This is a genomic window from Puniceibacterium antarcticum, assembly GCF_002760615.1.
GTDB classification, from domain to species: domain Bacteria; phylum Pseudomonadota; class Alphaproteobacteria; order Rhodobacterales; family Rhodobacteraceae; genus Puniceibacterium; species Puniceibacterium antarcticum.
The window spans coordinates 110,044-127,677 of the sequence record NZ_AWWI01000066.1 but is presented as its reverse complement, the minus strand read 5'-3'; the positions used below and the strand labels follow the sequence as shown (position 1 = coordinate 127,677).

The window sequence follows — 17,634 nt, the reverse complement described above, 5'->3', positions numbered from 1 at the left end:
CCTTTCGGTTGGGCCAGAGTCTATCTCAAACTGGATTAGCTGCAGGGGGCAACGTCAGCTTCGACACGACGCAGGTCGCGGCCATGGCGGCGGGCGGCTTCTTTCCGTGCGTTTTCCAAGGCGATGCTTTGGGTACGACTTACATAGGCGCGGGGCATGACGCCTGAGCGCGCTGCCGACGCTTATCTGGTCCTCTTCCCGCGCCGTCTAAAGCAGGCACATATTGCCCTGATCACATGGGCGGAGGAAGCAAACCCCGAAGGCTGGCCGACACCCAGAGATGTTTGTCAGTTCGCTCGGCTTTACGGTGTACCGCGTGCGGAACTCGGGGGGCTCGTGGGGATGCTTTCGATGCGTCCTAGCGTAGACACACGCGAGGTATGGGTAGACACAGTCCGCAACCCCGGCAAGGCAACCCCGCATTTTTATCCGCAAGCATGATAGGACTGTACTGCGGGCCTTTGGGTGGTTTCTACACACGGTTGACTTAGGATGGCTTCGACTGCCCATCTGCACATTGCATTAATGAGGTTACAAAATGGGGCAAATTCATCCATCTAGCGCAGTTGCCCGACATAGGTAGTCCACGCCATCCACGATGCGGATTGATTGGTCTTGTCAAAGCTCGCAGCTTTTAAAGAAGAAAACCATGACAATAAGCTGATTTACTTCAAGATGGAACAGCTAGTCCTAGCAACCTTAAATGTTTCAGAACGTCATTAGTAGCTGAACGTCCAGTTCTCGTGTCCGATGCACTGAATTTTGCGGGTTTAATTTCGGAAATTTTTGCCATTTCTGATATTTCTACGATACCGACCACAGCCTGATAAATAAAATCAAAACCGCCGTTAAAAATATCATAGTCTGCAATGAGCAAAGCATGATGTTCCGAGATGCAAATTCCACTAAATGACATTCCACCCTCAATTTTAGGAGAATCGGTCCTCTTAACTGATCCAACTAGTTGAAGTGGCGACAAATCACCGATGATGACTTTGGGTAAATAAAAGATGCATCCGTTCATACCAAAGGAATTGATAAATGCTCCATGCAAGATTTTTGCTATGAGTGCTGCAAAGAGATGTGGCTGCGGTAAAATTGTTAACGTCTTGTCCCACAGAGGGTATTTCTGGCAAAATTCCTGTTCTTCTATGTCATCTTTTCCGTGGATGCTCGCTATCGTGAATGCCCCATCATCAAAGATCTCCATTCTCCCACAAAGCACCCCAGCGGTACAAAGCTCGTATATCAATGCAGCAGTTAGAGCGTCCTTTGCGGGTACCGTAAAAGTTCGACCTAACGTGTCTCGATATACCCCGGGCTTACCCTTTGCTTTTTTATTGCGGCGACTTGGAAGACCAAGATTCCGCCTGAAATTAGCCAATTGAGAGCCCAGAACTCTGCTTTCGATCCTTGAGTTTATCGCTTTTGCGCACTCTGTACAGGAAGCCTTTTTCAAAATATCTGTCCCGCCTAGCGACAAGGGGAAGTAATGCTCATCAGTTAAGGAATTTAACGAGCCGCAATATATGCAAGCTCCAATCTCTCTCATGAAAGTAGCCACCAAATATAAAAAATTTCAACCTGATAGCACTGAACATCATCGGCAAATTGGGGTCAAGGCGGTAATAGCCAAGTGAGAATTTGCCTCTCACTGTCAGAACCCTGCAACCGGCAGTATCCGGGGTGCGGTTGGTGCCGCCCCCAGACGCCTGAAAAGATGGGCCGCGCCGGTTCGAGCCGGCGCGGCGTTTTCGGGGTGGCGGCTTATTCTGCCGCCACCGCAATCGGCGGGTCCTGCGGCGTTTCCACTACAGTCGTCGCCGCATCCTTTAGGTTTTCTGTAGCAGCCAAACCCGGGCGCATCGGCTCTGCCAAAGGCCATTCCGCGAGGCAGCGGTAGGTGCCCCCATCGGGATGGTGCTTGTGGAAGAAATAGAAGATGCGGTTGCGCAGCCGGTGGCTGAACCATTCCTCCCAGCTATCGTAAACCCGGCTGCTACCGCCGTGCTCGTTGTAGTGGATATGGGCATCGGGGATCAGCGGCTTAAGCGTCCGTGCCGCCTCGTCTGCCGCCACGCCAAGCTCTGCCAGCGAACACCGCTCTTCGATATAGTCCCACATTGTGAGACCCCGAAGGGCCGCCACTGCAAGAACCCAATGGCCCGTGGTGTCGATGATCTTGCGGCCTTCGCCGCTGCGCCAGTAGGTCGCCATAGTGAATCTCCTATGATGTGAAGTGCAGCGCCGCCCAACACCGCGCCGGGCGGCGCGAGGTTTCAGATGAAGGGGACCAAGGTCCAGCGGCCCCGGTGATCCTCGGTTAGGAAAAACTCATCCATCGCGCCTGTAACGACATCGGCGGCGGCTTCGACCGTCGCGATGTAGCCACTCAGCAGGCCGTCCGGTACGTCCGGTATCCATTCAACGCCGACAGCTTCATTGTCGCCGCAGATGAAGATGTACAAAGCATCGGGGTTGAGGAAGGTCCTCGCCGCGTTCAGCGCGTCCAGCGCTTCGTCAAGGGATAGTTCTGCCATCCGTATGGCTCCTTTGGTTTGGAGCGCTAGCAGTCGGGTTGGGCGGCATGGACGCACAAAAAAGCCGACAAGCCAGCGCAAATGTTTGCGATGATCTTTGTCGGCACCATTGGCGGTTTTCGGCCCGTAGGGGCCAACTGGCATCTATGGTTTCGGGACCCGTCCAAGGCCCGCCCGGCAGCTTCGGTTCGACCGCTTGCTGCTGATTGAAATTTACATCGGCATTTCAAAGTGAGTCAATCACGAGTTTACCCTGAGCAAGCGCCGCGTCGCAGCAATTCGAACAAGGCACTGTTGTTGAATGACTTTTCGCGTCGTGGGGCGGTGATGAGCCTAGACAGGCTGCACAGCAGCGGGTTAGACCGGACGTATGTTCACTTTTTGTTCATATCCCCGAGGCTCGCCATGCAACATGTCTGGCGGAGAGCTGGCGGTCCCACTCTGGGCCGCGCTGCTGCTACCGGTCATAGCCCTCCCGCTGCTGTCCCCTTGGGCATCCTACATCCTCGCTCCGGGCTTCGCCCTCTGCGAGGCGTTCTAAAACCTCGCCCGCGACCGGGCCCACTGGCGCAAGACTGAGCATGGCGCGACCGACCGACCACAAGATGCAGGACGCTTAGAGACATCCCGATGTAAATCGTTTAAAAACAAGCCAACTTAAAGGACAGAGACGTAATGAATTTAGAGGAATTGAGAGAGGTGCTTGGAAGCCCCGACCGGAGCGGCGACAACTGGGCCGTCTACCGTGGCGACTGCATGGATTTGCTGTCGGAGTTGCCTGAAGGAGCCGTGCCGCTCACGGTAACGTCGCCACCCTACAACATCGGCAAGTCCTATGAGGAGGTGCGCGAGGTCGGGGACTATATCGACTGGTGCGAGAGGTGGATTGAGCTTACTCATCGTGCAACCTCGCCCAGCGGAGCTTTCTGGCTCAACCTTGGATACCTGTCACTCCCTGGCCGCGCAAAGGCAGTCCCCATTCCCTATCTCCTCTGGGACCGGGTACCGTTCTACATGATCCAAGAGGTGGTCTGGAACTACGGTGCGGGGGTGGCCAACAAACACTCATTCTCGCCACGTAACGAGAAGTTTCTTTGGTATGTGAAGGACCCGGACAACTACACGTTCAACCTTGACGCCGTGCGTGACCCGGACGTGAAATATCCCAACCAGCGTAAAAATGGTAAGCTCAAATGCAATCCGCTCGGCAAGAACCCGACCGATGTATGGCAGTTCCCCAAGGTGACATCGGGCCGCAACCGCGCCTCCAAGGAGCGGACATCGCATCCCGCCCAGTTCCCCACTGCTGTAGTGGATCGGATAATCAGGGCGTGTAGCGAACCAGGCGATGTAATCCTTGATCCCTTCATGGGCTCCGGCTCGCTGGCTGAGGCTGCACTGAGGGCCGGACGACAGACTATCGGCTTTGAGATACGCGCGGACTACGTGGACCTCACGGCAGAGCGGCTCACGGCTGCCCTTTCTCAGCCAGCGCTGCTGTAGAGCCGCAATAGCTTCGCCCGGTCACTCCCCGGGCGGATGCGCGCCTGCTGACCGGTCGCCGCCGCCTGCCCAATCCAGTCGGTGTGGTCAAGCCAGCCGAAACGGACCAGCCGCACCTTGGGCAGGCCATCCTTGCTAAACTTCTCAAAGTTCACAGTCATGTAGTAGCCATCCTTGCTCTTGCCTGCGCCTTGCTGCGGTTGGGCGTAGCTCCGGTTTCCGAAAATCTGGGAGGCGTGCGAGGAGGTCTTTAACTCCACCGACAAGCCTGAGTCAGGGATGTACACTAGGTCTTTGTCTACCTTGTCCTTCTCAGGTCGCCATTGACCCGCATGCCGCGATTGTAGCTCAAGGGGGATCAACTCATGAAGCAGGAAGCCCATGATCTGGGGCTTAGGCTGTATATCGTGTCCGATCCTGAATTTGCCGCCTAGGCGTGATTCAAAGATCGCTGTCCAGCAGGTCAGCACAGTGTCAACGATGTCGTCCGGGTCGAGCGGGTGCTCGTCAATCAATTCTTGGGTCTTTTGGGCCCACTGGTCCGGGGCGAGGTCTGCGTATGGGCTGGGCACTGTGTAGGGGGACACTAGCTTCTGGACACAGCGTCTATGAGGGTGGAATCCAAGCTAACGTATTGGTGTGACATAAAATTTTGCCAAAAAAGAGGGCGTATTGCCCCGTTTGGATTTGGACGAAGTGCAGTGAGAATTGGCACAAAAGCGCGCGTTTCGGTGCAATTTCATGGCGATATAATCGCAGGAAGAGCGCATCTCGCCGCATTGGTGAGCAAATGCAGAACCTTTTGCAACCAAAGGCTTATAGCAAAGGCGAAGCTCTTCAGAGGCCAAAAAATAGTGATTTGAAGCAGCGTGGTAAGCTTAAAACTGAAACCTCAAGGTCTGACGCGACGGTCAGACCTTGAGGTCTGCGTCAGACCTTGAGAAAAGCAAACAATTTCAGTAACTTATTAAATATGAGAGACGTACTGGCGTTGAACCAAGGTCTGACCGTCAGGAAATCGAAAATTGGGGCATTTCCTGACGGCAAAGGCATCGGCCTTACCCGCTGAAGCCGAAGTTGTTGACCAGCAACTCGGATCGATCTGCCCCTCTTGATACCGGCCCGACCGTGTATCTGGCAGTGACTTCTGCCAGGGCAAAACCGGCAAAGGTCTGGCGGATCTCGGGGGTGTCGTTGATGGACATCAGGAAGTGGCCATTGAGCGCCGCCAGCTGGACTGCCAAGCGGGCAAAGTCAGCGCGGCTGAACATGTCCTTGCCGTAATCGTCCTCTGATCCGAAGTAGGGCGGGTCCAGGTAAAAGAACGTAGTTGGTTTGTCGTAGCGTGTGATGAACTGAGCATAGTCCAGGCATTCGATTACGACGCCGGACAGTCGGGTATGCAGATCTTCCAGCATCGGCTCAAGTGTCGTGAGGTTGAACCGGCCAGATCGGTCAGCGGACACGCCAAAATTCTTGCCCGAGACCTTGCCGCCAAAGGCAGTGCGCTGGAGGTAGAGAAACCGTGCTGCCCGCTCAAGATCTGTCAGAGTATCAGGCACTGTTGCCACCAGGCGTTCGAATTCGGCGCGTACCGTCAGCTGAAACCGAAGCGTGTCGAGAAACTGCGGATAGTGGCGCTGCAGGATGCGGAAAAGGTTGGCTATATCCCGCCCGAAGTCGTTGATCACCTCGGCCCTGGGCCGCCTGGTGCGGCGCAGAAAGATACCGCCCATGCCAACAAAGGGTTCGGCATATGTGGTATGCGGGATTTCGTCGATCAGGGCGCATATGCGTTTGGAGAGAATGCGTTTTCCGCCCAACCATGGCGCAATTGGACGGATGGGCGAGACGGGTTCAAGAGTGTCAGTCACGGCAGGTTCCTTGATGTTGATAATCGGAACATAACAGGAACATGCAGGGCCGTCTTGCCCTGATGCGGTCGCATCTGGCCGAATTCATGCCATCAAGTGCCAAACACTGTACAAAATGGCGAAAACAGGCATATATCGTGGTTTTGTACAGTGGGAGACGCTTTATGTCTGAATGGAAAGACCACCTGAAAGACGAAGAAAAGCAACGTGTTGAAGTAATCTATGAGCGGCGTCAGAGATTAAAAGCGCGAGATCGGGAGTTTACCGAGGAAATCCAGCGCATAATGAACCGGGCCATCAGGCGCATGCGGCGGGCGAAGGGGAAGAGCTAGTCGATTAAGCTATAAGAGGTTTTCAAGGCCCCTGTCCTTCAGATCTCGTTTGGATATCGTACGATATTCACAAGCGCATTGTGCAAGCCAGCATCCATCTAAGGGAATTCGTGCAAGACTTTCTGGCCCAAACAAGCCCATCGCGTTCATAGCCTTTGCCTTAGAGCAAGCACATACGTCATGGCGAAATTCGATGAACCGAAACCAGCGAGTAAAGTCCAAGTCAATGATCTGCTCTATACGAGCCTCTGACCAAGCCCATGAAATCGCTCTTCCAACGATAAGATTGACGAGCTCTTCGTCCAAGCCCTTCCACTCGTGAGCCTTAATGTAGTTACCGTGGTAGCGACGTACCGCAAACGAGACCAAGAGATCGAAGTCTATCTCTAGTTTGACCGGACATTTATCGAGCGCTTCACGCAGGTAATCCTTCAAATCGAATTCGCTGTCGCTAAATTGAAGGCGCGTATCGTAGACCTCTGACATCATGGCTCCCTGCAAAAGTAGACCACACGCCCGATCACGCGAAGCTGCGTTACACTATCTGCGGAGATGGTCTCGGTTGGACATAAAATATTATCTGAAACTAGCTCGATTGATCCGTCGAGTCTCCGTCTTATGCGCTTCATCAGAAGATCATCACCAACATTCAGCACGTATATACCGCCATCTTTTATGGTGGCCTGACTATGGTCTATGATGATGACAGCCCCGTCAGATATTGTCGGTTCCATGCTGTCCCCCCTAACGGAAATGGCAGAACACTTGTCCGGCTCGGTCCCAAGGCTGCGCAGGAACGCTTGGTCAAACGCTATAACGCCAGAGAGTGTCTCTGAGTCTGGTGCGACTCCAGGGCCAGCAGAGGCAGCTACGTCATAACGTGGTATGCGGATGAATTCATCCGCATCTTTGACGGATCGCTGTGCGAGAGATTCCCCGCAAATAAGCCAATTCAGATCAATACCAAACACCTTGCTGTAAGATCTTAGGACCTCAGCATCAGGGGTTCTGTCGCCGCGCTCGTAATGCGCAATTGTGCTTTTACCTATACCCAATCGAGCGGCCGCTACCTCGCGATCAAGATCGCCAGCGTTCACTCTAATCAACCTAAGCCTTTCAGCTAAAGGAGTTTTAGGCGCTGCTTCTGGTCTAGCCAATTTCACCCACAATAAATTACGTTTGCGCTTTACAAAAACGCAAACGTAATTTAACCTTATCTACAGGCCGCGCTAAACGGCCTTGTTTCCGACTTCATACCTTAAAAGACGCCAGCGTTGCAGCGCTGGCGCCCTCTTGGAGAGTCCCATGACCAAGCACGATCCGACCAAAGCTCCGAAAATGGACTGGGAGGCCATCAAGGCCCAAGTCCACCGCCAGGGCATGACCTTTACAGAGCTGTCCAAGCGTACCGGCGTTCATGAGGACGCCTGTGGTCAGCTCAAGACCCGCCCGAATTACCATGCCCAAAAGGCCGTCGCCGAATTCATTGGCGAAAAGCCCGAAGATCTTTGGCCGAGTCGCTATCCGCAGAAGCGTCCCCGCATCCTCGATACCAACAAATACACCCCGGTGGACAGTCAAAAACGCGCCCGGGGCGCTGACAGGATTGCAGCAGAATGAGCGCGGTGGTGTCAGAGAACGGCCAACCTCTGGACAAGGTGTTGGGGTTTGTCGAGCCGCATATCCTGCCGGTGTCGAAGGCATGCGCCGAGGTGGGCGCTGCACGACGGGTTCTGGGGTCTGCGGGGAAAGTCACAGATTCATCGCTGCGGGCGGCAACGAGCTATCTTCTGAGGCATGGTGACTGGATGGATGTGCAGTCGGCCCGCAAGATGTTGGCTGTGCTGGATGAGCGCGCCGCGGCTGAAAAGATCGAGGCGGTCTATGCTCCCGATACCATCGCTGAAGAGTTCCACGACATCGAAGATGACGGAACCAAGGGGGTCTGGAAGCCCGCACTGTGGATGAAAATCGCAGCGCTGGTGTGGGTCTCATTCCTTATCTGGATCGTCGCGCGCTGGTGGGTGGCATGACTTCTTCAGCCGCGCGAAACCTCACTCAGCTTTCGGAAATTGTAACCCTCGAAAGCGACAAAGCCGCCAATGCAGCGATGAAAGAACGGAATTTCCAGCCTTTCGGTGCTATCAAAACTGCCACTCGCATCCAAGGCATCGTTGTAGGCTTTGGCGTCCAGTGCGCGCAGGATGGGCGGTTCGTCAGCGCTGATACGGATCATTTGGCTATACCATCCGGCGCAAGTGTCGCTATCGGCGGATGGCGCGGCCTCGATCTCAGCCAAAAGAGAGAAGTAGTCGCGCTGCAAGGTCTGATGGTCCCGCGCTTGCCGACCGAAGTCGAAGACAAGCTGCAGCGCGCCGATGATGGCAACAGACATCCCGACCCAGTGTTGCGGAATGCCGTAGATTTCCACGACATTTCCGACTGCTGCCGCGCCAAGCACGACCACCATGAAGTTGAAGATCCGGCTCCATCGCTCCAGCGTCCGACGTCTTGCGGTATGGTAGAGGGCATTGCGCAAGACGTTGAAACGGATGTTTTCGCGATCAGGAGTCATAGTCAGCTCTTTTTGATTGGTGGTGTTGGCGGTGACTGTGGTTGTCGTGGGCCTGGACCCGTCCATGGTTTGTCGGGATGCGTTGCGAGCACCGACGGCTGTCTTGGCCCCACGCTCCCTAAGTACCTGCTCAGCGGTCCAGTGCTGCCAGATTTCATGCTTCCACTCATTCGAATCGTCTCCAATTGGCTGTTGCGGTTGGTGATGAAGGTCCCGGGTGGCGCTGGTAACGCCGCCCGGTTCCGCAAACTTACCACAACATTTGCTTTCGCGCCACGACGCACGGGGCAGATGTTGCTGAGCTGAACGTTTCTCTGGCTGGCGGCGGTCAACGAAAATCGTCGTCAGAAACACCAAGTTAAAACAGGCAAAACATGACAAATCAGATTTTTGATGTCGCCCTTGGCGAGATCACGATACCGGATACCCGCGCACGTGCGCTCGATCAGGACTGGGCCGATGGTCTGGCCGGGATCATCGCCGAACAGGGGCTGACCAACCCGATCACGCTGCGCAAGATTGCTGACGGTTACAGCCTTGTCACCGGGCTGCACCGCGTTGCGGCCTTTGAACGGCTTGAGCGCAGCCATATCCCCGCTCGCCTGTCCGCCGCCACCACCGATGACGAGGCGCGGCTGGAAGAGGTCATGGAGAACCTTGGGCGGCATGAGCTGACCGCACTGGACCGCTGTCATCACCTGTATGACCTGAAGCAGGTTTACGAACGGCTGCATCCCGAGACGAAGCACGGTGCGGCTTCACCAAAGACGAAAACTTTTCGTCTTTCCGAAAATGCTCAGGAAAACATGCAAATCTTCGGTTTTGCAGAGGCAACTGCCAAGGCGATTGGCCTCAATACCCGTACCATTCAGCTTGCCGTCAAGATTTGGTCCGACCTTGCGCCCGCCGTGCGCCGCCGTCTTGTCGGCACCCCCATGGCGCGTAAGCAGACCGAACTGAAGCTGTTGTCCGAACAGACTGCCAAGACGCAGGTCAAGCTCATGGATCTGATCCAGGACCCCGAGATCACGGCAGACGGAGTGCAGGCGGCGCTGGACCTGATCTCTGACGGGAACCCGATCAGCGAGATCGACAAGAAGACCAAGGCGCTGACCAAAGTGTTGAGCAATGCCGAGGATGCGGTGCTGGACGCTGTTGTTGAAGAGCATGCCGACCGTCTGATTGCTGCCCTCAAGCGGACAGGGCGGCTCTGATTATGGCGCGCTACCGCGACCCCCTCACGAAAGATCTGTTCGCCTGGGAGCCGCCCAAGGTGGCGGTCGGCTACGGATCTGACGTTGCGGGTCGCGGGCCGCTGGACAACCGCATCGCCCGCCTGGTGGCGCGAGCGCTGCGGGATGCACGGGATGACCGCAATATGAGCCGGGCCGATGTGGCCAAGGTCATGAGCGAGTTCCTCGGGCGATCGGTGTCCGAGGCGATGCTGCACAAGTGGTCATCTGAGGCTTCAACCGATCACCGCCTGCCGCTGGATGCCTTTGTGGCGCTGGTGCAGGCGACCGGAGCCATGGAGCTGCTGGGGTTCGTGCCCGGAGAGTTCGGCCTGACGGTGATCGAAACGGAATATGCCGATGTGATCGAAGAGCGTTTGCTGGACGATCATCTCGAAGAGATGGAGGCGCGCCGCCAGCTGTTGCGCAGCCGCCGGAGGTCCAACCGATGAGCTCTGATTTTTATACCGCCCGTGAGCTTGCCGATCTGGCCAAAGAGCTACGGTTGACGTCGTTTCCGCAATCTGAAAGCGCCGTCATTCGCCGGATCAAGCGGGAGGGCTGGAACGATCTTCCCGTCAGCTCGGCGCGCAAACGGGTCGGCCAACAGGGCGGCGGCGGGATGGAGTATCACATCTCCCTTCTGTCCGAGCGTTTTCGGGTGGCAATCCGGGGCAAATTTTCGCGCGCCTACCACATCAAAGACATCGCGAAAATTGCGGAGCGAGATTGCGAGCTGGCCAAGCAGAGCAATGTGATGTCCCTGAGAGCCCGTCAGAGAATGGCCATGGAGAGCCGCTCTGTCATTCTGCTGGCGTTGCGTGGATACCGGTTGGCCCATGGCCAAACCATGGCAAGCGTCGTGCGGACGTTTATGGCGGCGCAAGATGAATATGCAGCCTTTTTGGCGGCGGAACGCGAGCGTGACACCGGCGGGCATGTCGATCTTGACCAGGTGGCTCTGCTGGGGCGCGAGGTAAAACTGTTCGCCCCAATTCCCGAAGGGTTCGGCCTGACAGCCAAGACGTTGGCCACAGCCAATGACCGTGCGTCAGGATCGAGCAAGGTTGGCCGCAGCACGATCTACGCCTGGGCAAAGGCCTATGCGGATAACGGAGTGGCTGGCCTTGCCCCGGCAGTGACCAGGACCGCTGAGCCGCTGCCCGCCGGTTTTGACGCCTTCCTGAGATATTATGCACTGCCCACCAAGCCCTGTGTAACAGAGGCATTGAAGGACTATCTTGATGAGCTGGAAGATCCGTCCAAAGCGCTGACGCTGAAGCAGGTTCGCCATACCCTGAAGGTCAAGCTCAACAACATCGAGCGCAATGTCGGGCGCGAGGGTCTGCTGACCCTGCGGTCGCGTCTGGCCTTTGTGCGCCGCTCGACCGAGAACCTGCTGCCCACCACGGTTTACACGGCAGATGGCAAGACGTTCGATGCCGAGATTGCCGACTGGAAGACACACCAGGCAATGAAACCCGAGATCACATCGATCCTGGACGTGGCCACCCGCAAATGCGTCGGCTTTTCCCTTTCGCGCAAGGAAGATACCCGCGCCGTGACTGAAGCCCTGCGCAACAGCTGTGTCGATCACGGCATTCCGGCGATCTTTTATACCGACCGGGGTGCGGGCTACAAAAACAAGGCGATTGATGACACGACGATTGGTCTGATGGGCCGGTTGTCGATCACCAAGATGCACGCGCTGCCCTATAATTCGCAGGCCAAGGGGATCATCGAGCGGTTCAACCGCACGGTCTGGAACCCGCTGGCGCAAAAACTGCCCTCATATCTGGGCGCAGAAATGGACAAGGAAGCCAAACAAAGCTTTCACAAGGCCTCGCGCGCCGATCTGAAGGAGTTCGGCCAGAGCCGCCTTCTGATGCCCTGGGCCGATTTCCTGACGCTGTGTCAGGTGGCTGTGACGCGTTATAACGACACGCCACATTCAGGTCTTCCCCGCTATCAGGACCCAGAAACTGGAAACTTCCGGCATCTCACGCCAAACGAGGCTTGGGCGCAGCATGTGGCGGATGGTTTCGAACCGGTTCCGGTCGACGAAGACATTCAGGACGATCTGTTCCGCCCCTACGAGATGCGCATCGCGCGCCGGGCCGAGGTGCAATGGAACACCAACACCTATTTCCACCTCGCGCTTGAGGCCTACCACGGCGAAGAGGTGCTGGTCGGCTATGACCATACGGATGCCAGCAAGGTCTGGGTGCGTGAACTGGACCGTGAGCTTGGTCAGCCTGGAAGGCTGATCTGTGTCGCCAAATTTGCCGGAAACCGCACCGATTATATCCCACGCACCGCGCAAATCGCGGCGGAAAACAATCGCGTGAAAGGTCAGCTCAATCGCCTGGATAGGAAGTCGCGCGATATCGAGGAGCAACGGACCAGACCGTACCTCATTGAGCAGATCGATCCGGCGCCGATGCCGCTTGCAGACATGCCGATCCGGGAGCCAGTCAGCCTGAAGGTGGTTGCGGACGAACACGCACCCGCTGCACCCCAGCCCGCCCGCCGCCGCACCTTTGGCAGCGATGAGGAGCTGGCGGCCTTCATCCTGAGAAATCCCGAAGAAATGACCCAGAAACAGTCCGCTTTGTTGAGGGAATGCCTGCGCCGCGAGTCGGCGCGAGAAAAGTTTAGAATGTCAGGCATCGACGTGGAGGCGCTTCGAACCCTCCTCCGTACCGCCGTCGCCTGACATCCGAACGTAGAAACGAGAACTGAGGAGAGCATACTATGAAACCCGGATTTGTCGAGACGCGTAACGTCCGCAATTTCATGACCGCACTGTCGGCAGTCGAAGAACGCGGCGCGGTCGAAGCCAGCATGGTTGTGGTGGACGGAGAACCCGGCCTTGGAAAGACCACGATGGTCTCGCGCTGGGTGGCGCAGACCGGCAGCATTTACCTGCGGGCTGATGAAGGCTGGAATTACAGCTTCCTGATCAAGGAACTGCTCAACGAGTTGTCTATCAAGGACCCGCACCGGACCAAGTACGATCGCCATTTGCAAGTCAAGGAAGCGCTGAACGAACGGATCAGCGAGAATGAGATTGCCGGGAAGCAGTTCGGCATCGTGATCGACGAATGCGATCTGGTGTCCAGCCGCAAGGAAATCATGGAGACCCTGCGCGGGTTTTCGGATCGTCATGAAATCCCGGTGATCCTGGTCGGCATGGGGCGGTTGCGCGACAACCTACGCCGGTTCCCCCAGATCGAAAGCCGCGCCCCGCGCAAGGTGCGGTTCATGCCTGCGAACATCGAGGACACCAAGGCGCTGATTTCCGGTCGGTGCGAAGTGCCGGTGGCTGATGATCTCGCACGGTTTGTCTGCAAGGTCAGCCGGGGCTTCAACCGCGAGATCCTTGAGGCCATCGCCCATATCGAGCGCTTCGGCTTGCGGTCCGAGTGCGGCGCTGAGGGTGTCACGCTGGCCGACATGCAGGGTCAGGTCATCATGAGCGACCGAAATTCGGGTAATGCAATCGTTGTTCCGGAGGCCGCATAATGTCGGACGCTGCCCCACAAGTCAGTAAGGCCACACTCTTGCTGCGTCAGTTTTCTGACGGTGCGTCCCATCAGACAGCAGAGCTTGCCGAGTCCCTGAACACATCCGCAAGGTCCGTCTCGAATACCGCAGCGATCCTGATCGGCCATGGATATCTGACGCGGTCCAAACTGGGAGAGTATGTGCTCAGCCTGAAAGGGCGAGAGGCGCTCACACAGAACATCCTTATCACCTCCGGACCAAACGGCCCGAACAAGGTGGCGCGCAAACGCCGCGATACGTTTCGTACTCGCGCCTGGCGCGGCATGCGGGTGCGGCGCACGTTCACCATGGCCGATCTGATCAGCGATGCGGATGATGGCATTGGCAGCCATGTCAGTAATCTGTCGCGCTTTCTCGGCATTCTGCAGCGGGCCGGGTATGTTGTTGTTTCCGCCCGGCGTACACCGGGCGTTGCCAAAACCAGCCCAGGGTTCAAGCGCTATCGCCTAGTCAAGGATACCGGCCCGATCGCTCCGGTCCACGTCGCCAGGACGGGCATGCTGCACGACTTCAATCTTGAGGAGGACGTGCCATGTCAGGACTGACCGGATTGATGCTGGAAGATCCCGAATGGCTTGCCCTTTTGAAGGCGCAGGTCGCGCAGGGCCGCACCATAACGCAGGTGGCGGAAGAAATCGGCATGAGCCGCCCGTCACTGTCGATGCTGATCAGCGGGACCTATCCCGCGCGGCTTGACAAGGTTCAGGTGAAGTACGCCGGCATCATCCTGTCCAAGTACAAGGATCAGGTGTTTTGCCCGCATCTGCACACCGGCCTTCCCCGCATCATTTGCGCCCGACACGCCGCGTCTGAGCGACCCGGCAGTGCCGAGCGCATGCGCCATTGGCGCGCCTGCCAGAGCTGCAGCCAGAACCCGAAACCTCAAGTTCCTGAAACCCCGAAAGGAAAAGACCAATGAACGATCTCAAAGAACAGAGCTGGTGGGAAAACTCCCAGGGCCACCGCGTCCCCAGCGATCGGGTAAAGCCCGAAGACAAGATGAAAGACGAACTGTCCCGTCGCCTGATGGCAGGGGCGGAAAGTGTGCAGCAGGTCATCCGCCAGTTCAAGAAAACCGCGTTTGAGGAGACGCTGGCCGCTCAGCAACTGATTTTCGATCAATACGGAGCGAAAGTGGGCGGTGCTGGCGGCAACATCAGCTTCCGCAGCTATGACGGTTCGATCGAGGTGAAGGTTGCGGTCAACAAAACCACCGGCTTCGGCCCCGAGCTGGGTGCAGCCAAGGCGTTGATCGACGAATGCATCGAGTCCTGGTCTGAAGGCAGCAACGACAATGTGCGCGCTCTGATCAATCATGCCTTCCAGGTCGAGAAAGGCAACATCGACACGGCTCGCGTGTTGGGTCTGCGTCAACTCGACATGAAGGACGAGAAGGGCAATCCCGATGCGCGCTGGAAGCAGGCGATGGATGCGATCGGCAACGCGGTGATCGTCAAAGGCAGTGCCACCTATGTGCGCTTCTACAAGCGTGAGCCCGGCACCGACAAGATGGTCGGTGTGCCGCTCGACATTGCAAAGCTGTGAGCCAGGATATGGGTATTCCGTTTCACACAATGCAGGGCACCGTCGACCTCATGGCGTTGACGTCAGGCGACGTGGTGGCCACCGTGATCGCGGACGGGTTGTCCAAGATCAATCGGTTCAATGGACGCACTCCAGGGACTTGGTCGGTTGCGGCACATTCCGTGATTGTCTCGCGGCTTTGCCCGCCGGATCTGGAAGCATGGGGCCTTTTGCATGACGCGCATGAGGTGTTCCTGGGCGACATCACATCTCCCGCCGTTCATCTGCTGAAAGCTCCGATGACACCCGGCGCGGCAGAGACCATCGACTATGCCATCCGACGCGCGAAAATTGAACTCGACGAGCAGATCGCCGTCTTCTGGGGCGTTGAAAGCGCCTCCCTAGAAGAGGGTCTTTTGCTGGCGGACTGGGCGGCGCTGGAGGCCGAAATGCATGTCTTTTTCGGCGTTCCTATCCGGACAACCTATCCGGAGAACACCGATCTGGCCGAGCGCGCCGTTCAGATGATCCGTGAACTGCCCGCTGTCACCACGTGGCACGACGATCGTCAGACCTGGCTGGAAACCGCCAAGTCTCTGGAAGCGCGCGGCCTGCTGCGCCTGCCATCCTGACATTACCCGATGCCCCGCATTGTGCGAGGCACATCAACGCTCGGAGGATATCATGAGCAAAATAACCAAAGCCATCCTGATCGAAACCATCTCGCAAGATGTCGGTCTTCCCAAAACCAAGACGGCGGAAGTGGTCGACGCCGTCCTGTCACGCATCCAGTCCTACACCGACGACGGTGAAAAGGTTGCCCTTGCCAGCTTTGGTCAGTTCGAAGCGCGCACACGTAAGGCCCGCCAGGGCCGCAACCCTTCGACCGGTGAGACGATCCAGATCCCCGAGAGCCGCACCATGGTTTTCCGGGCCAGCAAGGCCGTCAAGAAATCCTGACACTTGACGCGAAACCGGCCCCAGCAGGGCCGGTCGGCGGGGTGTTGTGGCCCCGTCCTGATGAGCAGCTGGAGACAAAGTCATGACTGGATACGAACTGCGCGATCGAGCCGACGGAACCGTCGACCTCGTCGAGAATATTCCCACTGTAATCGCCACGTTTGTCGATCGCATCCATGCCGATCGGATTTGCGGCATCCTCGTGGAACATGGCGACGCGGAAACGCCCCCTTTCAAACTGGTGCGCAACGTAAGAATAGGAGGTGTACGCTACTCACATGACCCGTACCGGCCCATTTCGAAGCCGATGTGGGATGAATATGCAGAGCCCGCATCCCAACCCACAGAAGCGCCGCATGATCACGCCATGACCCGCGCCGAACTGCACGGATCGGTGGCTCAGGCAGTCCAGCCGACGCCGGTCCAGGACGAACCAGCAGGGCCTGTCGCGTCAAGCAGCCATGTTGATTTCGATCTGGCATTTGAGCGGATCGACCAGGGCGAAAAAATCGGCGCTGTCGCAGATGATCTGCGCGTCCCCCTTCACCTGCTCAAGAGCAAGTGGGCCAAACACATCGCAGACAACACACCGGCAACGATCGAAGACGTCCAGACCAATTTGCCGGCTGTTTCCGGTGAACCTGATCTTGAAACGGCATTTTTGCGGATACGCGCCGGGGAAACCGTCAAGGATGTCGCCGCCGATATGGGCTTCAAGTTTCCGTCACTGCGCGGAAAATGGGCCAACAAGCAACGCAGACGTTCGGATGGCGATACCGAATCATGCCGTCTGTGCGACCGGCAGTTCAAGCCCTGTGCAGACAGCGACGGCCTTTGCGCGCGGTGCACTCATGGGTGAGGATATTCGCAAGAAGATTGCCGCGCTGTTGAGCAAGGCTGGCAATGTCGGGGCTTCGGAGGCCGAGGCACTGGCAGCGGCCCAAAAGGCGGCGCAGCTGATGCTTGAGCACGGCGTCTCGCAAGAGGATGTCGAGTTCGACGAGCAGGCAGCCCCTATCCGGACCAAAGGTCATTCACCCCGAGATCCCCTTTGGGGCACGATTGGCCGATGCACCAACTCTGCGCCTGTATTGGACACCAGTTGGGACCCGGTCGTGACCTTCATCGGGCATGCGCCAGGGCCGGAGATCGCCTGCTATCTGGTTGAGGTTCTGAATCGGAGCATCGATCGGGAAATCCTGACCTTCAAGGCATCTCGCGAGTACAAGCGGCGCCGTACTGTCGGGACGCGACGCGCGGCGGCGCACGACTTTACCGCAGCTTTGGTGTTTCGCCTGCGTCAGCGCCTTTTGGAGATGTTCGCGGCCTCTGTATCGGATGAAGCCTTTGAAAAGGCAAAGGAGGTCCTGCAAATACGCATGCCGGGAACGACATCCTCCGCGACGTCGAGCAAGAAGATGCGTTTCGGCAGCGCTGCTGCAGCGGGATACGCGGCTGGCAGTCGTGTGAACATTTCGCGGGGTGTCAACGCCGGTCGCCCTGTGTCCCGCATCGGTTCGGACTGAA

The 17,634-nt window shown here is 57.1% G+C and carries 22 protein-coding genes and 1 other RNA gene; 15 read left to right on the top strand and 8 right to left on the bottom strand.

Going from position 1 to position 17,634, the window contains the following annotated elements:
- Positions 1-670: 670 nt before the first annotated feature.
- The 3 genes from P775_RS27550 to P775_RS10735 form a co-directional block, all read right to left on the bottom strand.
- Positions 671-1,552, bottom strand: coding sequence for an HNH endonuclease (locus tag P775_RS27550; RefSeq protein ID WP_143520870.1), 882 nt, complete (start codon positions 1,550-1,552; stop codon positions 671-673).
- Between the two features lie 215 nt (positions 1,553-1,767).
- Positions 1,768-2,217, bottom strand: coding sequence for a hypothetical protein (locus P775_RS10740; protein WP_099911002.1), 450 nt, complete (start codon positions 2,215-2,217; stop codon positions 1,768-1,770).
- A 62-nt stretch (positions 2,218-2,279) separates the two neighbouring features.
- Complete coding sequence (locus P775_RS10735) at positions 2,280-2,540, bottom strand: hypothetical protein (protein WP_099911001.1); 261 nt, start codon at positions 2,538-2,540, stop codon at positions 2,280-2,282.
- A gap of 675 nt (positions 2,541-3,215) precedes the next feature.
- Here P775_RS10735 and P775_RS10730 point away from each other — a divergent pair.
- Entirely contained in the window at positions 3,216-4,043 is an 828-nt protein-coding gene (locus tag P775_RS10730) for a DNA-methyltransferase (protein ID WP_099911000.1), read from the top strand.
- On the opposite strand, the gene P775_RS10725 is transcribed toward P775_RS10730, so the two are convergent.
- The 4 genes from P775_RS10725 to P775_RS10705 form a co-directional block, all read right to left on the bottom strand.
- Positions 4,025-4,558 (bottom strand): ScaI family restriction endonuclease, encoded by a 534-nt coding sequence (locus P775_RS10725; RefSeq protein ID WP_245875631.1) that lies wholly within the window; start codon positions 4,556-4,558, stop codon positions 4,025-4,027. The two genes, P775_RS10730 and P775_RS10725, sit on opposite strands and share 19 nt — an antisense overlap.
- 543 nt (positions 4,559-5,101) lie before the next feature.
- Complete coding sequence (locus P775_RS10720) at positions 5,102-5,917, bottom strand: DNA adenine methylase (protein WP_099910999.1); 816 nt, start codon at positions 5,915-5,917, stop codon at positions 5,102-5,104.
- A 341-nt stretch (positions 5,918-6,258) separates the two neighbouring features.
- On the bottom strand, positions 6,259-6,735 hold the full coding sequence (locus P775_RS10710; RefSeq protein ID WP_099910997.1) for a hypothetical protein: 477 nt from the start codon (positions 6,733-6,735) through the stop codon (positions 6,259-6,261).
- Positions 6,735-7,412 carry an XRE family transcriptional regulator gene (locus tag P775_RS10705; protein WP_281256073.1) on the bottom strand — a complete coding sequence of 226 codons (678 nt, stop codon included), beginning with the start codon at positions 7,410-7,412 and terminating at the stop codon, positions 6,735-6,737. The genes P775_RS10710 and P775_RS10705 overlap by 1 nt, the downstream gene beginning before the upstream one ends.
- Positions 7,413-7,554: 142 nt before the next feature.
- Between P775_RS10705 and P775_RS10700 the strand changes: the two genes are divergently transcribed.
- Positions 7,555-7,869: a helix-turn-helix domain-containing protein gene (locus P775_RS10700; RefSeq protein WP_143520869.1), complete on the top strand. Its 315-nt coding sequence runs from the start codon at positions 7,555-7,557 to the stop codon at positions 7,867-7,869.
- The gene (locus P775_RS10695; protein WP_099910995.1) at positions 7,866-8,282 is read left to right on the top strand and encodes a hypothetical protein; all 417 of its coding nucleotides are present in this window, start codon (positions 7,866-7,868) and stop codon (positions 8,280-8,282) included. The genes P775_RS10700 and P775_RS10695 overlap by 4 nt, the downstream gene beginning before the upstream one ends.
- A 5-nt stretch (positions 8,283-8,287) precedes the next feature.
- Here the strand turns inward: P775_RS10695 and P775_RS27545 are convergent, their stop codons facing one another.
- Positions 8,288-9,181: a hypothetical protein gene (locus tag P775_RS27545; protein WP_143520868.1), complete on the bottom strand. Its 894-nt coding sequence runs from the start codon at positions 9,179-9,181 to the stop codon at positions 8,288-8,290.
- A 17-nt stretch (positions 9,182-9,198) separates the two neighbouring features.
- On the opposite strand from P775_RS27545, the gene P775_RS10685 reads away from it, so the two are divergent.
- The 12 genes from P775_RS10685 (at position 9,199) to P775_RS28040 (ending at position 17,633) form a co-directional block, all read left to right on the top strand.
- Positions 9,199-10,038, top strand: coding sequence for a ParB/RepB/Spo0J family partition protein (locus P775_RS10685; protein ID WP_099910993.1), 840 nt, complete (start codon positions 9,199-9,201; stop codon positions 10,036-10,038).
- A gap of 2 nt (positions 10,039-10,040) precedes the next feature.
- Positions 10,041-10,508, top strand: coding sequence for a hypothetical protein (locus P775_RS10680; protein ID WP_180287407.1), 468 nt, complete (start codon positions 10,041-10,043; stop codon positions 10,506-10,508).
- A complete protein-coding gene (locus tag P775_RS10675; protein ID WP_099910991.1) occupies positions 10,505-12,772 on the top strand; it encodes a Mu transposase C-terminal domain-containing protein in 2,268 nt (755 codons plus the stop codon). Before P775_RS10680 ends, P775_RS10675 begins: the two co-directional genes overlap by 4 nt.
- A 38-nt stretch (positions 12,773-12,810) precedes the next feature.
- Complete coding sequence (locus tag P775_RS10670; RefSeq protein ID WP_099910990.1) at positions 12,811-13,581, top strand: AAA family ATPase; 771 nt, start codon at positions 12,811-12,813, stop codon at positions 13,579-13,581.
- A complete protein-coding gene (locus tag P775_RS10665) occupies positions 13,581-14,168 on the top strand; it encodes a helix-turn-helix domain-containing protein (RefSeq protein WP_099910989.1) in 588 nt (195 codons plus the stop codon). The genes P775_RS10670 and P775_RS10665 overlap by 1 nt, the downstream gene beginning before the upstream one ends.
- Entirely contained in the window at positions 14,156-14,542 is a 387-nt protein-coding gene (locus P775_RS10660; RefSeq protein ID WP_099910988.1) for a helix-turn-helix domain-containing protein, read from the top strand. The genes P775_RS10665 and P775_RS10660 overlap by 13 nt, the downstream gene beginning before the upstream one ends.
- Positions 14,539-15,168, top strand: a complete 630-nt coding sequence (locus P775_RS10655) for a DUF3164 family protein (RefSeq protein ID WP_099910987.1) — start codon at positions 14,539-14,541, stop codon at positions 15,166-15,168. Before P775_RS10660 ends, P775_RS10655 begins: the two co-directional genes overlap by 4 nt.
- An 8-nt stretch (positions 15,169-15,176) precedes the next feature.
- Positions 15,177-15,779: a hypothetical protein gene (locus tag P775_RS10650; RefSeq protein WP_143520867.1), complete on the top strand. Its 603-nt coding sequence runs from the start codon at positions 15,177-15,179 to the stop codon at positions 15,777-15,779.
- Between the two features lie 52 nt (positions 15,780-15,831).
- Positions 15,832-16,107, top strand: a complete 276-nt coding sequence (locus tag P775_RS10645; RefSeq protein WP_099910985.1) for an HU family DNA-binding protein — start codon at positions 15,832-15,834, stop codon at positions 16,105-16,107.
- Positions 16,108-16,113: 6 nt separating this feature from the next.
- Positions 16,114-16,181, top strand: an RNA gene (locus P775_RS10640) — hammerhead ribozyme type II.
- Positions 16,182-16,189: 8 nt separating this feature from the next.
- A complete protein-coding gene (locus P775_RS28045; protein WP_180287405.1) occupies positions 16,190-16,966 on the top strand; it encodes a hypothetical protein in 777 nt (258 codons plus the stop codon).
- A complete protein-coding gene (locus tag P775_RS28040; protein ID WP_180287404.1) occupies positions 16,959-17,633 on the top strand; it encodes a DUF7168 domain-containing protein in 675 nt (224 codons plus the stop codon). Before P775_RS28045 ends, P775_RS28040 begins: the two co-directional genes overlap by 8 nt.
- Position 17,634: the final 1 nt, after the last annotated feature.

Bases quoted from the DNA above. Each gene is read 5' to 3' on its own strand.
- P775_RS27550 (WP_143520870.1), bottom strand. From the start codon at position 1,552: ATGAGAGAGATTGGAGCTTGCATATATTGCGGCTCGTTAAATTCCTTA.
- P775_RS10740 (WP_099911002.1), bottom strand. From the start codon at position 2,217: ATGGCGACCTACTGGCGCAGCGGCGAAGGCCGCAAGATCATCGACACC.
- P775_RS10735 (WP_099911001.1), bottom strand. From the start codon at position 2,540: ATGGCAGAACTATCCCTTGACGAAGCGCTGGACGCGCTGAACGCGGCG.
- P775_RS10730 (WP_099911000.1), top strand. From the start codon at position 3,216: ATGAATTTAGAGGAATTGAGAGAGGTGCTTGGAAGCCCCGACCGGAGC.
- P775_RS10710 (WP_099910997.1), bottom strand. From the start codon at position 6,735: ATGTCAGAGGTCTACGATACGCGCCTTCAATTTAGCGACAGCGAATTC.
- P775_RS10700 (WP_143520869.1), top strand. From the start codon at position 7,555: ATGACCAAGCACGATCCGACCAAAGCTCCGAAAATGGACTGGGAGGCC.
- P775_RS10695 (WP_099910995.1), top strand. From the start codon at position 7,866: ATGAGCGCGGTGGTGTCAGAGAACGGCCAACCTCTGGACAAGGTGTTG.
- P775_RS10685 (WP_099910993.1), top strand. From the start codon at position 9,199: ATGACAAATCAGATTTTTGATGTCGCCCTTGGCGAGATCACGATACCG.
- P775_RS10680 (WP_180287407.1), top strand. From the start codon at position 10,041: ATGGCGCGCTACCGCGACCCCCTCACGAAAGATCTGTTCGCCTGGGAG.
- P775_RS10675 (WP_099910991.1), top strand. From the start codon at position 10,505: ATGAGCTCTGATTTTTATACCGCCCGTGAGCTTGCCGATCTGGCCAAA.
- P775_RS10670 (WP_099910990.1), top strand. From the start codon at position 12,811: ATGAAACCCGGATTTGTCGAGACGCGTAACGTCCGCAATTTCATGACC.
- P775_RS10665 (WP_099910989.1), top strand. From the start codon at position 13,581: ATGTCGGACGCTGCCCCACAAGTCAGTAAGGCCACACTCTTGCTGCGT.
- P775_RS10660 (WP_099910988.1), top strand. From the start codon at position 14,156: ATGTCAGGACTGACCGGATTGATGCTGGAAGATCCCGAATGGCTTGCC.
- P775_RS10655 (WP_099910987.1), top strand. From the start codon at position 14,539: ATGAACGATCTCAAAGAACAGAGCTGGTGGGAAAACTCCCAGGGCCAC.
- P775_RS10650 (WP_143520867.1), top strand. From the start codon at position 15,177: ATGGGTATTCCGTTTCACACAATGCAGGGCACCGTCGACCTCATGGCG.
- P775_RS10645 (WP_099910985.1), top strand. From the start codon at position 15,832: ATGAGCAAAATAACCAAAGCCATCCTGATCGAAACCATCTCGCAAGAT.
- P775_RS28045 (WP_180287405.1), top strand. From the start codon at position 16,190: ATGACTGGATACGAACTGCGCGATCGAGCCGACGGAACCGTCGACCTC.
- P775_RS28040 (WP_180287404.1), top strand. From the start codon at position 16,959: ATGGGTGAGGATATTCGCAAGAAGATTGCCGCGCTGTTGAGCAAGGCT.